A 15950-nucleotide genomic window follows, 5' to 3' on the forward strand; every position below is an offset into this window, starting at 1 on the left:
TTACACCACATATTACTCCCATTTCATTTGCTTCTTTAATATGTTCTACATTTGCTGTGTCTAAAAAAAATCTCATTTCCTTAACATCTCCCTTAATTCAATTTACAGTTAACAGTGATAGTTGAAATTTTTAGATTAAACTCACAGAGAAAGTTCTGATAACCAAATACAAAATGCCCAAGGGGAAAGTTCAGAGAACGAAATATAAAATTTGGACATTAGCTTTTTCCTTCTCATTTTTGGATCATAATTTTTCTCTAGCACAATTTATTAATTTATATTTTGAAGAAATTATAAGCTCTTCTCCCTAAGTATCACTTTTCATTGTTAACTGTTACTATTAATTTTTAATATATAAAAAGTTTATCTTAAATTCGGAGTTCCAATCAAAATTTAAGAATCACCTTTATTACACATTTTTATTGTCCATAATATGCATTTGCACCATGTTTTCTTAGATAATGTTTATCTAAAAGATGTTGTTTAACCCCTTTTACTCGGTTATTTAAAGTCATTGTCTTATATGCCATTTCAGCCACTTTATCTAATACTACTGCATTATAAACTGCTGAATCAGCATCTTTTCCCCAAGCAAATGGTCCATGATTTTTAACTACAATAGCAGGAATTTCTAATGGATTTTTATCCCCTATTGTTTCTACTATTACATTTCCAGTTTCTTTTTCATATTCTCCACTGATTTCTTCATCAGTTAAGTCACGAGTACAAGGAATGTCTCCATAGAAATAATCTGCATGAGTTGTTCCAAAGGCTGGTATAGACATTCCTGCTTGAGCAAAAGTTGTTGCCCAATCTGAATGAGTATGAACTACGCCACCAACATTGGGATAAGTCTTATACATAACTAAATGAGTTGGTGTATCAGTTGAAGGCTTATATTTTCCTTCTACGACATTTCCTTCTAAGTCTACAACTACCATATCTTCTGGTTTCATAGTATCGTAATCAACACCACTTGGTTTTATTACTACTAGTCCACTTTCTCTATCAATTTCACTAACATTTCCCCAGGTGTAAATTACCATTCCTTTTCTTTGAAGTTCCATATTAGCTTCATAAACTTTTTCTTTTAATTTTTCTAACATTTAAATCCTCCCCCGTTAATTTTTCATACTTAATTATTTTCCTACGCCTTTCTTGTTGTATGTATGTACGTACAAGAGTGTGTAACATAATATTATATTATTTTTCTATTAATAGCGTATATATTAAAATTTATATTGCTTCAGGGATTTAATCCCTTTGTGAAGCAAATATAAAATTTAAACTCTGGAACAGGATTCTCTAACTATAAGTTCAGCATTATATGTATATTGAGGTTTATCTATTCTGCCCTCTATCATATCAATAATACACTTTGCTGCTCTTATTCCCATATCTTCTTTTGGATGTTTTATTGTTGTAAGTTTAACATCTGATGAAACTGCTAAACTAGAATCGTCAAAACTTACAATTGATAAATCCTTGGGAACTTTTATCCCTTCTTTTCTACAATTATCTATTACTTTTAAAGCAACTTTGTCATTATAACAAACAATTGCTGTTGGTTTTTCTTTAAGACTCAATATCTTTTTAGTAAATTGGTCTATATACATTTCTTGATTATCTGTTATATATTCCCCTACTATAGTCTTGTCAAAACTCAAATCATATTCATTAAGTGCTTTTATATAACCTTTTCTTCTCTTTTCACCTTGTAAATCATCGGCCTTAAATAATGCAGCAATACTCTTATGTCCAAGTTCCAACAAGTAATTTGTCAGTTTATATCCACCTTGTTCGTCATCTACTACAATGTATGCAGAATTTTCTTCATCACAATTAGCATTTATTGCAATATATTTTGTATTTTTCTTTTCTAATTTTTTTATGCTGTCATGATGAAGATTATTTATAGTACTTTGAGCTGGTTCAACAATTAATCCAGCAATATCTTGATTTATAATGTTTTCAAAACAAATTCTCTCATTTTCAATATCGTTATTACTATTAAACAACAATAAATTATATCCCTTTTTTCTAAGTTCTTCTTCTATACCAGATATAATTTTAGGAAAAATATAATCGGATATATATGTAGTAAGAACTGCAACATTCTTCTTGATTTCACTGCTTCTCTTATTAGAATAAAAACTTCCTTTTCCTCTTTCTTTATAAATCCAACCTTCTTGCACTAAATAAGTTAGTGCTTGACGTACAGTATGTCTACTTACTTTAAATTGATTGGCTATCTCATTTTCAGAGGGTAATTGGTCTCCTGCTGAAACCATCTTGTCTTCTATAAGGCTTATATAATATTTTTCAATAATCTCATGCTTTGTTTCAGCTTCTTTCATTTATTTTCAACTACTTCCATCAAATAAATATGCTATACACTATTATCTACTATTATTCTTACACATAATGGCTTTAGTAGTTGTACGCACTTGATACTTTAGATTATATATTTATTTTCTTATTATATCAATAGTTTTTTATGAGTTAATATTTTTTCGTTTTTATCTTGTATGTACAACATTATTGTACTATAATATTCTTGTACATACAACCAATTAATGTTTGTACTTATGGAAATGTATACAAAATCACGTATTTTACTATTTTAGGAGGAATGTTAAAATGTTAAAGTTAAAAAATTATGAATTTTGGTTTGTTACAGGAAGTCAACCTCTTTATGGTCCTGAAGTAATAGATCAAGTATCTGATAACTCTAAAGTTATTGTTGATGGTTTAAACACTAAAAATTTACCTTATAAAATTGTATTTAAAACAGTTGCTACTAATTCTGATTCTATTAGAAAAGTATGTAATGATGCTAATATGGATGAAAACTGTGCTGGTATAATCACTTGGATGCATACATTTTCACCAGCCAAAATGTGGATTCATGGTTTAACTGAACTTAGAAAGCCATTACTTCACCTTCACACTCAGTTTAATAAAGAAATTCCATGGGGAACAATTGATATGGATTTCATGAACTTAAATCAAGCTGCTCATGGCGATAGAGAATTTGGATATATTGGTGCTAGACTTGATATAGCTCGTAAAATAGTAGTTGGTCATTGGACAGATGCTTCTGTTGCAGCAGACATAGCTAAATGGATGGCTCCTGCTGTTGCTGTTACTGAAGGTAGAACAATTAAGGTTGCTCGTTTTGGTGACAACATGAGAGATGTTGCTGTTACTGATGGTGACAGAATCGAAGCTGAAATCAAATTTGGCTGGACTATAGATTACTATGGTGTTGGTGATTTAGTTAAATCAATGGATAAAGTTACTGAAGATCAAATTGATGAATTAATGGCTGAATACTCTAGATTATATGATATAGATCCTAAAGCTCCTATAAATTCTATTCGTGAACAAGCTAAGATCGAAATTGGTTTAAGAACTTTCTTAGATGCTAGAGGATATACAGCTTTCACAACTAACTTCCAAGCACTTCATGGAATGAAACAACTTCCAGGTCTTGCTGCACAGCATTTAATGGCTGAAGGTTATGGCTTTGGTGCTGAAGGAGATTGGAAAACAGCTGCACTTCTTAGAGCTATGAAAATTATGGCTGGCGGAAAAGGTACAGGCTTAATGGAAGATTATACTTATAATCTTGATTCTGAAAATGGACTGATTCTTGGTGCACATATGCTTGAAATTTGCCCAACACTTGCTGCAACTAAACCAGTTATTGAAGTACATCCACTTGGAATTGGTGATAAAGAAGATCCTGCTCGTTTAGTATTTAAAGGTGCTTCTGGTCCTGCAGTTGCTGCTTCATTAATAGATATGGGTAACAGATTCCGTTTGATTGTTAACAGTGTTGATTGTGTTGAAGTTACTGAAGATATGCCTAACTTACCAGTGGCAAGCGTTCTTTGGAAACCACAACCATCATTAAAAGAAGGTGCTAAGGCATGGATTATAGCTGGTGGTGCTCATCATACTAGTTTCTCATTTGCAGTTGATGAAGAGCAATTAGTGGACTGGGCTGATATGGTTGGTATTGAATGTGTGTTAATTAACAATGATACTAAACTTTCGACTTTTAAGAATGAATTGAAATTTTCTAGTACTGCTTGGAAATAATTAAAAAATTAATATTAATTATATTAAATCTCATAATCTAATCAATATATATGCTAACAGTAAATTTTAGTTATTTTGACAATGAAAAATTGATTTTCATTTTTTATAATCATACCGATGATATAAATATAACTCTATAAAATTTCTATCATTTACTATTTTATAAAAGACAAAGCCTGCTCCCCAGACTTTGTCTTTTATATTATTTTTATTCAACTATAGGATGCCTAAATTGTACTATTGTTCCTTCTCCATAGACACTCTTATATTCCATTCTATATTTTTTACAAATCATTAAAACTTGTTTGCTAATAGTTTTATTTAATAAAGACTTAATCACCTGTAAGCTCACCATAAGCTGATATAATACTCTTATACTCTTCCGCTGTAATATTCATAACAGTACCATGTCTAGGCTTACTTGGTAAACTATAAGTACCAACTGCTAGTTTAGTATACTCAGGATTACTAAAATCCTTAATGCTATATGGAGAGTATCCACCTGCACCAAAGTAATCAACTAATAAAATCCATTCATCTTTACCATTCAACTTATAGGAAGTAGGCCCTTCTACTCCAATAATATTTTGCCATGATTTTACTTTTTTGAAAGGTAACATTAGTAAAGTTGAACGTTCTAAATAAATGTATGTACTAGATTCATTTTTAGTAAAACGATAGTAATATCCTGTTACTTCATCCTTTATTATAGTACAATCAATTACACTATAATTTTCTTCTAACTAAATTTGTGGCTCTGTAAATATATAGAAATCTCTTGTTTTACAATAATAAGCCCTTTGTTTTGCATAATTATCTGTACCTACTTTAGATGCCCAAAACACAATATATTCACCACTGTTTTTATCATAAAAAGCTTCTGGTGCCCATGTACATCCAGCATTATTGGGTGCTATTTTTACCATTCTCTCATTAAGACCAATGCACTAAATCTGTTGATTCCCAAACCATAATATACTGACTTCCAGCCGTTTGAGCCCCTCCCCAATCACCATTTCTATTGTAAATTGAAAGATCTGTAGCAATTATATAAAATTTATCTCCTTCTGCAGAGCGCATAATAAATGGATCTCTTACCCCTTTTTCTCCTAGTGCTGAAGTAAGAATAGGATTACCGCCATTTAATTCCTTATTTTTTGTAAACGATCCACAAAAAATAATTGTATGTATTATTTGCTTGTATTATAATATACTTGTGCATACATCTATAATAATATATACTTTATGTAAATGTATACTAAAAAAACTTATTAACTTTGGAGGTGCTCATAATGGCAATAGAAAAAAAACTTTTTGGAACAATGGCTAATGGAGAAGAGGTCTATATTTATACTTTAAAAAATTCTAAAGGTATGACAGCAGAAATCTGTACATATGGTGCTACAATTGTTTCTACAAAGGTTCCTGATAAAAATGGTAAATTTCACGATGTAATGCTAGGATATGACAATTTAGATGGATATTTAAAAGGTGACAAATTTTTTGGTGCATTAATAGGACGTTTTGGAAACAGAATACAATATGGAAAATTCACTCTTAATGGAAAGGGATATCAATTAGCACAAAATGATGGAGAAAATCATCTTCATGGAGGACCAAAGGGCTTTGATAAAGTAATATGGGACTCAAAAATAATTGAAAGTGAATCTAATACGTTAGAACTTACTTATTTTAGTACTAACGGAGAAGAAGGATATCCTGGAAATCTTACGGTTAAGGTTAATTATGTTCTTACTGAAGATAATGCTTTAGAAATAAATTACTATGCAACTACTGATGAAGATACAATTGTAAATCTTACAAATCATGCTTATTTTAATTTATCAGGCCATTCTTCTGGTGATGTTCTTAATCATAAATTAATGATTAATGCGGACAAATTTACTGTAAATGATAAAACTTCTATTCCTACTGGAGAAATCAAAGAAGTAGCTGGTACTCCTATGGATTTTAGAACCTTAACTTTCATTGGACAAAATATAGATAGTGATTATGAACAAATTGTTTTTGGAAAAGGATTTGACCATAATTGGGTCTTAAATACTAACGGTTCTGATTCCTTAAAAGCAGCTCAAGCTGTTGCTGAAGATACTGGTATCATAATGGACGTTTACACAACAACTCCAGGAGTTCAATTTTATAGTGGAAATTTCATTGATGGAACTGATACTGGAAAAGAAAATTTTATTTATAGAATCAGAAATGGCTTCTGCTTAGAAACTCAATATTTCCCAAATTCTATAAATTGCAACAGTTTTTCTTCACCAATACTTAAGGCTAGAGATGAATATAAACATAAAACAATATATAAATTCTCTACACTTTAATTCTGTAAGATCTGCTTTGCATATTTCATAATTGAAAAATAGCATACATTTATTCTAATTTATAGATGTTTCACTATAAATTAGACAAATTGTATGCTTCATATTATTATGTATGTATTAAATTATTACATTGTTGTAACAAATAATGTCCATTAAATTTAGTTATAGTAACTTAATTCTTTGGAATAATTGAAATTATAACCTATTATTCTTCTAATAAATAAGCTGCATAAACTTACTATACATTACATTGCTTTAATATAACAAATTAATTAGAATTTATATATTTTTTCTCTAAACTAAATTTAATAGTAAAAAGGTTATAAAATTATTATTTTTGTTCTTCTACAACTCTATATATAGCCTTTGCTACCCCCAAGTTACTATTAGTATCTGTTATGTATTTGGCTATTTCTTTTATTTCTGGAATGGCATTTCCCATTGCAACTGTTTCTGTAAATTCTGTAAACATAGAATAATCATTAAAACTATCTCCAAGAACCATAACTTCTTCTCTCTTAAATCCCATTTTTTCAGCTACCTTAGCAAGTATAATTCCCTTTTGTGCTGTTATATGTGTAACTTCTATATTATCTCTAAACGAAGATGAAACAGCAATTCCTTTTATTTCACCTATAATTCTTTTCATTTTATTTATAAGTTCTATATTATTATGAAATGCTACAAACTTTCTAATTTCCATATCACTATTTAAAAATTCATCTAAATTTGAAATATAGTTAAGATTAACAAAGTATGGTTGAACCTTAGCAAAAGCTAGTGCTTCCTCTTGTGTAAATTCTGGATTAAATGATAAAGTTCTAAACACCATTTCTTTTAATGCTTCTTCTTTACTATCCGTTGTATAAATCCCTTTATTAGTAAATATTCTTGCAGATACCTTTTCTTTTTGAAGTATATCTATAATTTGAGTTGCAGTTTTTTGTTCTATATTAATTTCTTCTAATATCTTTCCATCTTCATCTCTGTATTCTGCACCATTCATAAGAACACATTGACATCTTATATTATTTTCCTGCAAAATTGGTTCAACTGTATCATATTCTCTTCCTGTTGAAATTGCAAATACAATTCCCGCATCTTCTGCTTTTTTTATAGCAGCTACAGTTTCTTTATCTATATTATGTTTTTCATTTAATAAAGTCCCATCCATATCTGATGCTATAAGTTTTATCATTTGAAACCATCTCCTTAACTTTTTATTTATCTTTTCAATACAATTTATTATAACAAAGTTTTTAGAATTATAAAAATATTTAAATCATAGCCCTATGTTATTCTTGAATTGTAAGAACCTTAATGATAAATTCTATAACTGTATTGGTAATTATTTAAATGTAAATCATATATTTAAAAGTAGATAACATTGATAAAATTGGAGAGATAATGTATAAAAAAGGTGATTTTCATATTCACTCTATTTACTCAGATGGAAAATGTAGTCCAGAAGAAATTGTTATAATTTCTAAAGAGAAAAATATAGATATTATTTCCATAACAGACCATAATAATACTGAAGGAATAAATGAAGCAATTTTAACCGGAAAAGAACTTGGAATTAAAGTAATTCCTGGTCTTGAACTTTCTACTAGATATAATAATTCCAGAGTACACATTTTAGGCTACTTTAAAGACGATACTTATAAAGATGATCTTTTAGTTGAAATATTAAAAAAAGTGAGATCACATAAAATATCTGCTATTAAACGCCTAATGCAAAATCACATAAATTTCTATGATAAAAAAGATAAATTGGATATAAGAACTGGAATTGAAATTCTAAAATTCTTTAAAGCCACAGTTATTTTAGCACATCCTGTACTTTTAAATAAGAATGACTTTAAATCAATTATAACAATGAATTTTGACGGACTTGAAGCTAAGTATTACAAAAATACTGATGAAGATACTCAATATTTTTTGAATGTGGCTAAAAATAATAATTTACTTTATACAGCAGGTTCAGATTTTCATGATTTCAACAAACTTTACAAATCTCATGGAATGATAGGCGATGTATATCTCAATGAGCAGGAACTATATAAATTTTTAACTCATAGTAATTTAATTTGTTTCTGATTTTATAAATATATATTTGAGATTTCAGACTACAATAATTATAACTTATTATATTAGCTGCAATTTTAAATTCTTAGTGGAATGATTTATTATTAAATATTTTCTTCAGATTATTTTTTGCAACATAATAATTAAATAAAAATAAGAGCTTTTCAACATTACTGTTATTAATAAAAAAATGTAACTATACTATAGAAATTTCTATGCATAGTTACATTTTTAATTATAAAGCTTATTTATTATCTCATCCCAATTTTCAAGCATACATTCTGCTATTTTACAATCATACATTATTCCTTGGTTCTTTCTTATTTCATTTTTACAAATCTCGTCACTTATTGATTTTCTATACGGTCTGTCACTTTTCATTGCATCTATAGAATCACAAACAGCTAATATTCTTGATGCAAATGGTATTTCTTCTGCCTTTAATCCTTCGGGATACCCATTTCCATCCCATCTTTCATGATGATATAAAACTATTTCTGAAATATCTTTAAATCTATTTGCTTTATTCAATATATTATATCCAATATCGCAATGCTTTTTCATTAACTCCCATTCTTCAGTTTCTAGTGTATCTGGTTTATTTAAAACACTATCAGGAACACCTATTTTTCCTATATCATGTAAGTCTCCTGCAATATGCATTAATTTCAATTCTTTCTTTGTCATCCCTAAAACTTCACCTAAGCTATATGCCATTTCTGCAACTCTAGTTGAATGACCAGAAGTATAAATATCCTTCGCTTCTAGTGCGGCAACCATACTTTTTATAATATCATGGTAAATATCATCACTATATTCTTCTATCATCTTTCCATCTCCTTAAAACTTTAATTATTCATTCATATACTATCATATTTCTTAACTTGTTTAAATAACAATATAAAATTTAAAATTTATTTAAAGATTTAGCTTTATCTTATAAATAAAATTCTACATAAAACCTAAAAATTCTTTAATAGTTCCATGTAGATTTCTAATTACATTATAGTTTTTTGTTTTTCATTTTTTTGTTTTTTATAGTTCTTAAAATAAATTTTACCACTTCATTTACTATTACTATAATAAATGCTAATCCTAAAACTTTAATCCACATTAATGCTGATAATGCTACTGAGCTAAAAAAGCTGGTAAATACTTGTGTAAATATAATTTGTACTATTCCTGTAATAAATATTACTTTAATTGCTACAGTATTTTTAAAGAAATTTGGTACTATACTATCTTTTCCAAATTCTCTACAGTTAAATGCATTAAATAAAGCACTAAATGCAAATAATCCAAATAAAACAGTTTCCATCTCACTAGCAAATCCAACTTTTTCCACTGATGCACCTAAGATATTATATTTCATTTGTATAAGTAAAATTGTTGTTACATATATAGCATTTAAAACTATTGAAGTAATCATGGTTTTCGTAATTATACTTGAATTTCTATCTACAGGCTTTTTATTAAACACATTATTTCTAATAGGCTCCAAGCCTAAAACTAATGCTGGTGGTCCATCCATTATTATGTTAATCCACAACAATTGAATTGTAGTAAATGGCATTTCAAAATTTAAGATTTGTGATATTATTGCAATCAAAAATGCGATTATATTTACCGTAAGCTGAAATTGTATAAATCTTTGGAAATTTTGGTATACTCCTCTTCCCCACTTAATTCCATGAATAATTGTAGTAAAATTATCATCTGTTAAAATAATATCTGCAGCATTTTTTGAAACTTCTGAGCCTGAAATTCCCATAGCTATACCAACATCAGCTTTTGTTAAAGCCGGTGCATCATTTATTCCATCACCAGTTACTCCAACCACTTCTCCGTTTTCTTGAAGGGCTGCTACAATTCTCATCTTTGTTTCCGGTTTACTTCTCGCTACAATAGATATATTTTTAATTTCATGTTTCAATTCTTCATCAGTTAATGTGTCAATATAAGTTGCTTCTACAGCTTTTTTATTTCCTTTAAGCATTCCAAGCTCATCACCTATTGCAATTGCTGTATTTATATTATCCCCAGTTAACATCTTGGTCTCAATACCAGCCTTTTTAGCTGTTGCAATTGCATTAGTCACATCAGGTCTTAATGGATCTTTTATAGCCACAAATCCACTAAACACTAATTCATTATTATTATCATTGTATTTTGGGCTTAAAATTCTCATTTCACTTGTAACTGCTGCCTCTGCTTCATTTTCTTCTATAATTCTGAAACCAAAACCTAAAATTCTCATAGATTTTGCTTGCAATTTGTGTATTTCTTTGATTATTTCGTTTTTTCTTTCTTCAGTTAGTTTAATAAATTTCCCATCTAAAATCTCATGAACTGAATATTCTAATAGAATTTCTGGAGCTCCCTTTGTGAGTACTACTGACTTTCCTTTAATCTTCATAATTGTTGCCATAAACTTATTTTTAGAATTAAAAGGAATCTGATGAATAACGTCACTTTCTTTTCGTTCTTTTTTGTAATCATAATCTTCTAAATATGCCAGTAATGCACATTCTGTTGAATTTCCCAAATAATTTAATTTATCATCTTCAAATGTAATATCGGCTGTAGAATTTACAAGACAATTTTTCACAAAATAATCATCTATCTCTTCCTTATCATCAAAAAACTTCCCATTAAGATAAAGATTTTCTACAGTCATTCTATTTTGTGTTAAAGTGCCAGTTTTATCTGAACAAATTACACTAACAGATCCTATAGTTTCACAAGCTTCTTTCTTAGTTACCAATGCATTGATTTTAGCCATTTTCTGCATTGTAATTGCTAGTGTCATATTAATCATAGTTGGCAAACCTTCTGGAACAGCTGCAACTATTAACGCAATGCATACAACAAAAGCAGTCTTTATAGGATCTATTGAATCTAGAAATTCTATTATTCCTGATGTATTTACATTTAATGAATTAGCTAATACCATCTTAACTACCATAAATATAAATAGTAGAGCTGCTATAATGCTTGATATTTTAGTAATTGTTTTTCCTAGATCACCTAATTTTCTTTGAAGTGGAGTTTCTTCTTCTTCAATTTGAAGTGTTTGAGCTATTCTCCCCATTTCAGTATTATCACCAATACCAGTTACAACCATAATTGCTTTTCCATAAGCAATTAATGTTCCTCCAAAGCCCATATTAATTTGTTTAGCTGGAATTGGGTCCTGAATCTTTCTCGTTCCATGTCCTTTTATTGTTTCCATACTAATTATAACTTTTGCATCTTTTTTTACATCATCAGATTCACCTGTCAACATATCTTCTCTAACCTTTAAATCTATTGTTTCAATGAATCTTCCATCTGCTGGTATCATATCACCTGTTTCAACATAAACAATGTCTCCTGGTACTAACTCGCTTTTGCTTACTTGTGTTATATGACCATTTCTAAGTACCTTTACAATAATATCTTCTGTCATTTTAGCCAGAGCTTCCGCTGCTTTCTTAGACTTTCCTTCGGTAATTATACCAATTGTTATTCCTATAGCTACTGCACACACAATACCAATTGAATCATAATATTCTCCAATAATTCCACTAACTAAGGCCGCAAATAACAAAATTAACATCATTGGTTCTAATAAAGCATTCTTTATATCCTTAAATATGCTTCCTTCTTCCTTATGAGTAAATTCATTTTTTCCATGCTTTTCGTTTAATTCTTTTATTTTAGATTCTTTTAATCCCTCTTCTTGATTAACATTTAAATTTTTTAAAACCTGTTCAATACTTTCATTAAAATATTTCATTTATTAAGCTCCTCATTATAAAAGTTATAAATATACTAATATATTTATAAACATAAAATATATAGCCAACATAACTTAATTATTGACTATTACCCCTCATATTATAAACTATTTTTAATATAACAGTATTTATTTTAACACATTTTCCATTTTATTTGTACTTTAAGAATATATATCTACTCTGTTATTAATATAATATGTAATAGTTTATCCACTTTGTAATCATACTATTTATAATTAATAATTGAAACGAACTACTTTCATTACATCTTTCAAAAATATTTCCAATATTTTTCTTATATCTTTTAAATTTCCATGGTTTATTTCTTCCTTAATAATAGATTTATTGACTTCTAAAAATTTATAAAAAATTAAAGGCTGGAATTATAACTAAATATTCCAACCTTAATATAGTTTAATTATTTTATTTTTTTTAGTTCTTCAATGTTTTCATCAGGTGATGGTACTCCAAAGTTTGGGGTTCCATCTTCATTCCACTTGATTACCTCTACTCTTGTATGTCTATTAGGGTCGTATAATGGATCACCAACAATTTCAGTATAATTTCTACCATGATAAACTAAAATATCTTCTTCTCCATCTTCTGATATAGTAAAGCTGTTATGTCCTGGCCCATATTGACCATTTTCCCATGATGTTTTAAATACTGGCTCTTGTGATTTTACCCATGAAGCTGGATTTAATAAGTCGCTATTTTCATCTGCTGTAAGCATTCCCATACAATAATTTTCATCAGTTGCACTCGCTGAATATGTTAAGAATATCTTACCATTTTTCTTTAATATTGCTGGACCTTCATTAACCCAAAATCTTACTATTTCCCAGCCTAATTCTGGTTTGGTCAAAAGTACAGGCTTTGTTTTTAATGTCCATGGATTTTCCATCTCTGCAATATATAAATTAGAATGAGATTCCGGTTCAACTTCTTGTTCTTCTTGTGCCCATACATAATAAAGCTTATCCTTATGCTCAAATGTTGTCGCATCAAGGGCAAAAGTTTCCCATCCAGTTTTAACTTGTCCTTTTTCTACCCAATTGTTTGTTAATGGATCTTCATTAACATTTTCAATTACATACATACGATGATTAAATGTAATTCCTGTTACTTCACCATTTGATGCAGCAGCAAAATAAATATACCATTTTCCTTGGATAAAGTGAATTTCTGGTGCCCATATTAAATTGCTCATTTCACCTTTGTCATGTTTTGTCCAAACTGTAAAAGCTTCTGCATCACCTAACCCTTGTAATGTTTTTGACCTTCTAATTTCAATACGGTCATATTCTGGAACTGAAGCTGTAAAATAATAATACCCATCAGTATGTTTATAAATTAATGGATCTGCCCTTTGAATAACTATTGGATTCTTATAACCTTTTTCTAACATACAACTTACTCCTTAATCATGAATTTATTTAATATATTTCAAATATTTTTCTATATAATTCTCCAAATATTTTTTTATAAAATTAAAATCGTTATTATCTTTTAATATTATTTAAATAAAAGTATTCTTCAGTATTTAGATAAACAATTCTAAAAATATATTTTTTAACTTTCTAATCTTTTCAAATCCTTTATATACGTATATTTTATAATTTAATTATATACTTACTATAGTTTTTTCGCAACAGTTTATTTTAAATTCAAATTAATTCTTTTATGCTTTTTTAAAATAAAACCCTATATTAATTTATTTATATATAAAACAAACTTCTATTTATCAAAAATACTCATGAAAAAGAAGCCATAATTTGTTATTTTATGACTTCTTTTTCATCAAAAACTTCTATTATATTTAATAGCTCTTTTCCATAAGCTTCGATTTTCTTAATACCAACACCTCTAATTTCTAATAATTCATCTAAATTTTTAGGCTTACTATTTGATATAGCTATTAAACTAGTATCTGAGAATATTATATAAGGTTTTATTCTTTCTTTATAAGCTTTTTCTTTTCTCCATTTCTTTAACGATTCAAATAACTCATTATTTAAAATTGGTTCTTCTTTATCTAGAATCTTGAATACCACAATTTCTTTACTTTTTAAAATGTTCATTGACCTGCTATTAAGCTTTAACATTGAATATGTCCCCTCTTTTAAGTCAACATATCCTTCATTTAACAAACTCTTAATCAAATCTTTTATAAATGTGCTACCATATTCTTTCATTATTCCATATGTAGTTATTTTATCTAAATTATTTTGTATTATTTTAGGTCCCTTAAAGCCCTTTAAAATATCCACAAGAACTGATACACCATATTGCTCCTTTGTTCTAAAAACTGTAGATAAAATCATTTGACTCTCTCTCGTAAAATCTTTTAATTCGTCATCATTTAAACAATTACTACAATTATTACAATAATTTAATTTACGTTCATTTCCAAAATAATTTAATATATATTTCCTAAAACACTCTTTTAAATTGCAATAATCAATGATTGCTTGAAATTTTCTAAGCTGCATTTCTCTTCTATTCATTGAATTACTGTTATTTATTATGTACTCAACTCTTCTTATATCACTTTCTGAGTAAAATAAGTAACAACAACACTTTGCACCATCTCTACCACCTCTGCCTATTTCTTGATAATAAGATTCTATATTTTGTGGCAGTGTGAAGTGAACTACAAACCTTATATTAGATTTATCTATTCCCATTCCAAATGCACTTGTTGCAACAATTATATCTAAATTTTCATATAAAAAATCTTCTTGAAATTTTTCTTTTTCTTCATCTTTAAGCCCACCATGATATTTTCCTACATTATAACCTAAATCATTTAGATAATAATGAAGTTCATCAACTTCTTTTCTTGATGCACAATAAATTATTCCTGCCTGCTCATAATTCTCTCTTATTATATCTTTAAGCGTTTCAAGTTTATCTACTTCTTTTAGTATATTAAGATTTAAATTTTCCCTGTTAATATCGCCCTTATATATATATGGATTATTTAATCCAAGCAGCTTCACTGAATCTTTCCTAACTTCTTCTGTAGCTGTGGCTGTAAAAGCAGAAATAATAGGTTTATTTTTAAGAACACTATAAAACTTTGAAATTTCTAAATAACTTTTTCTAAAATCATGGCCCCATTGGGATACACAATGCGCTTCATCTATTGCAATTTGAGATATATGAAAATCTTTGATCATATCAATAAACATTTTAGATTCAAGCCTCTCAGGTGAAATATAAATTATCTTATATTCTCCAATAGAAGCTTCAATTAATATATTTTTTATTTCATCCATGCTTTGAGTACTATTAATGTATGCTGCCTTAATTCCAACCCCTACTAAATTATCTACTTGATCTTTCATAAGCGAAATTAGTGGCGATATTACTATAGTTATCCCTTGAAATATTATTGCTGGTATCTGATAACAAATAGATTTTCCAGCACCTGTCGGCATGAGACAAAATGTATCTCTGCCATTTAGGACATTATTTATTATTTCAAATTGACCTCTTCTTAAAGTATCAAAACCATAATATTTTTTTAGAACATAAAAAATTTTTTCTCTAATATCCAACTTCAAATTACCTTCTTTATTTAAATAAAATAATATATCTTATTAATAGTATATACTACACATTT

14 protein-coding genes and 1 pseudogene are annotated in these 15950 nt (G+C 28.3%); 3 read left to right on the forward strand and 12 right to left on the reverse strand.

Annotation, left to right across the window (positions count from 1 at the left end; genetic code table 11):
* From CLPUN_RS27105 to CLPUN_RS12715, 3 genes and pseudogenes are all read right to left on the reverse strand, one after another.
* Window positions 1-76: pseudogene (locus tag CLPUN_RS27105) on the reverse strand (fructose-6-phosphate aldolase); the annotation flags it as partial.
* A 343-nt stretch (window positions 77-419) separates the two neighbouring features.
* On the reverse strand, window positions 420-1106 hold the full coding sequence (locus CLPUN_RS12710; RefSeq protein WP_077847645.1) for an L-ribulose-5-phosphate 4-epimerase: 687 nt from the start codon (window positions 1104-1106) through the stop codon (window positions 420-422).
* Window positions 1107-1283: 177 nt separating this feature from the next.
* Window positions 1284-2357 carry a GntR family transcriptional regulator gene (locus CLPUN_RS12715; RefSeq protein WP_077847646.1) on the reverse strand — a complete coding sequence of 358 codons (1074 nt, stop codon included), beginning with the start codon at window positions 2355-2357 and terminating at the stop codon, window positions 1284-1286.
* A 283-nt stretch (window positions 2358-2640) separates the two neighbouring features.
* Here CLPUN_RS12715 and araA point away from each other — a divergent pair, with 283 nt between their 5' ends.
* On the forward strand, window positions 2641-4107 hold the full coding sequence (araA, locus tag CLPUN_RS12720; protein WP_077847647.1) for an L-arabinose isomerase: 1467 nt from the start codon (window positions 2641-2643) through the stop codon (window positions 4105-4107).
* Between the two features lie 208 nt (window positions 4108-4315).
* On the opposite strand, the gene CLPUN_RS29195 is transcribed toward araA, so the two are convergent.
* The 4 genes from CLPUN_RS29195 to CLPUN_RS27670 form a co-directional block, all read right to left on the reverse strand.
* A complete protein-coding gene (locus CLPUN_RS29195) occupies window positions 4316-4447 on the reverse strand; it encodes a hypothetical protein (RefSeq protein WP_278281648.1) in 132 nt (43 codons plus the stop codon).
* Complete coding sequence (locus CLPUN_RS12725) at window positions 4440-4727, reverse strand: glycoside hydrolase family protein (RefSeq protein WP_077847648.1); 288 nt, start codon at window positions 4725-4727, stop codon at window positions 4440-4442. The genes CLPUN_RS29195 and CLPUN_RS12725 overlap by 8 nt, the downstream gene beginning before the upstream one ends.
* A gap of 123 nt (window positions 4728-4850) precedes the next feature.
* Window positions 4851-5033 (reverse strand): glycoside hydrolase family protein, encoded by a 183-nt coding sequence (locus tag CLPUN_RS12730; protein WP_077847649.1) that lies wholly within the window; start codon window positions 5031-5033, stop codon window positions 4851-4853.
* Between the two features lie 7 nt (window positions 5034-5040).
* Window positions 5041-5187: a hypothetical protein gene (locus CLPUN_RS27670; protein ID WP_158078765.1), complete on the reverse strand. Its 147-nt coding sequence runs from the start codon at window positions 5185-5187 to the stop codon at window positions 5041-5043.
* 212 nt (window positions 5188-5399) lie between these two features.
* On the opposite strand from CLPUN_RS27670, the gene CLPUN_RS12735 reads away from it, so the two are divergent.
* The gene (locus tag CLPUN_RS12735) at window positions 5400-6455 is read left to right on the forward strand and encodes an aldose epimerase family protein (RefSeq protein ID WP_077847650.1); all 1056 of its coding nucleotides are present in this window, start codon (window positions 5400-5402) and stop codon (window positions 6453-6455) included.
* A gap of 331 nt (window positions 6456-6786) precedes the next feature.
* Here CLPUN_RS12735 and CLPUN_RS12740 read toward each other — a convergent pair whose 3' ends face one another.
* Entirely contained in the window at window positions 6787-7653 is an 867-nt protein-coding gene (locus CLPUN_RS12740; protein WP_077847651.1) for a Cof-type HAD-IIB family hydrolase, read from the reverse strand.
* A gap of 209 nt (window positions 7654-7862) precedes the next feature.
* Here CLPUN_RS12740 and CLPUN_RS12745 point away from each other — a divergent pair, with 209 nt between their 5' ends.
* Complete coding sequence (locus CLPUN_RS12745; RefSeq protein ID WP_077847652.1) at window positions 7863-8555, forward strand: PHP domain-containing protein; 693 nt, start codon at window positions 7863-7865, stop codon at window positions 8553-8555.
* A gap of 219 nt (window positions 8556-8774) precedes the next feature.
* Here the strand turns inward: CLPUN_RS12745 and CLPUN_RS12750 are convergent, their stop codons facing one another.
* From CLPUN_RS12750 to recQ, 4 genes are all read right to left on the reverse strand, one after another.
* Window positions 8775-9371: an HD-GYP domain-containing protein gene (locus CLPUN_RS12750; protein WP_077847653.1), complete on the reverse strand. Its 597-nt coding sequence runs from the start codon at window positions 9369-9371 to the stop codon at window positions 8775-8777.
* Between the two features lie 175 nt (window positions 9372-9546).
* The gene (locus CLPUN_RS12755) at window positions 9547-12321 is read right to left on the reverse strand and encodes a calcium-translocating P-type ATPase, PMCA-type (protein WP_077847654.1); all 2775 of its coding nucleotides are present in this window, start codon (window positions 12319-12321) and stop codon (window positions 9547-9549) included.
* Between the two features lie 419 nt (window positions 12322-12740).
* A complete protein-coding gene (locus CLPUN_RS12760; RefSeq protein ID WP_077847655.1) occupies window positions 12741-13730 on the reverse strand; it encodes a glycoside hydrolase family 43 protein in 990 nt (329 codons plus the stop codon).
* Window positions 13731-14100: 370 nt separating this feature from the next.
* Window positions 14101-15885 carry a DNA helicase RecQ gene (recQ, locus tag CLPUN_RS12765; RefSeq protein WP_077847656.1) on the reverse strand — a complete coding sequence of 595 codons (1785 nt, stop codon included), beginning with the start codon at window positions 15883-15885 and terminating at the stop codon, window positions 14101-14103.
* Window positions 15886-15950: the final 65 nt, after the last annotated feature.

Source organism: Clostridium puniceum, from assembly GCF_002006345.1.
GTDB classification, from domain to species: Bacteria; Bacillota; Clostridia; order Clostridiales; family Clostridiaceae; genus Clostridium; species Clostridium puniceum.

Bases quoted from the DNA above. Each gene is read 5' to 3' on its own strand.
- CLPUN_RS12760 (WP_077847655.1), bottom strand. From the start codon at position 13,730: ATGTTAGAAAAAGGTTATAAGAATCCAATAGTTATTCAAAGGGCAGAT.
- CLPUN_RS12715 (WP_077847646.1), bottom strand. From the start codon at position 2,357: ATGAAAGAAGCTGAAACAAAGCATGAGATTATTGAAAAATATTATATA.
- CLPUN_RS12740 (WP_077847651.1), bottom strand. From the start codon at position 7,653: ATGATAAAACTTATAGCATCAGATATGGATGGGACTTTATTAAATGAA.
- araA (WP_077847647.1), top strand. From the start codon at position 2,641: ATGTTAAAGTTAAAAAATTATGAATTTTGGTTTGTTACAGGAAGTCAA.
- CLPUN_RS12725 (WP_077847648.1), bottom strand. From the start codon at position 4,727: ATGTTACCTTTCAAAAAAGTAAAATCATGGCAAAATATTATTGGAGTA.
- CLPUN_RS12710 (WP_077847645.1), bottom strand. From the start codon at position 1,106: ATGTTAGAAAAATTAAAAGAAAAAGTTTATGAAGCTAATATGGAACTT.
- CLPUN_RS12745 (WP_077847652.1), top strand. From the start codon at position 7,863: ATGTATAAAAAAGGTGATTTTCATATTCACTCTATTTACTCAGATGGA.
- CLPUN_RS27670 (WP_158078765.1), bottom strand. From the start codon at position 5,187: ATGCGCTCTGCAGAAGGAGATAAATTTTATATAATTGCTACAGATCTT.
- CLPUN_RS12750 (WP_077847653.1), bottom strand. From the start codon at position 9,371: ATGATAGAAGAATATAGTGATGATATTTACCATGATATTATAAAAAGT.
- CLPUN_RS12755 (WP_077847654.1), bottom strand. From the start codon at position 12,321: ATGAAATATTTTAATGAAAGTATTGAACAGGTTTTAAAAAATTTAAAT.
- CLPUN_RS12730 (WP_077847649.1), bottom strand. From the start codon at position 5,033: ATGGTAAAAATAGCACCCAATAATGCTGGATGTACATGGGCACCAGAA.
- CLPUN_RS12735 (WP_077847650.1), top strand. From the start codon at position 5,400: ATGGCAATAGAAAAAAAACTTTTTGGAACAATGGCTAATGGAGAAGAG.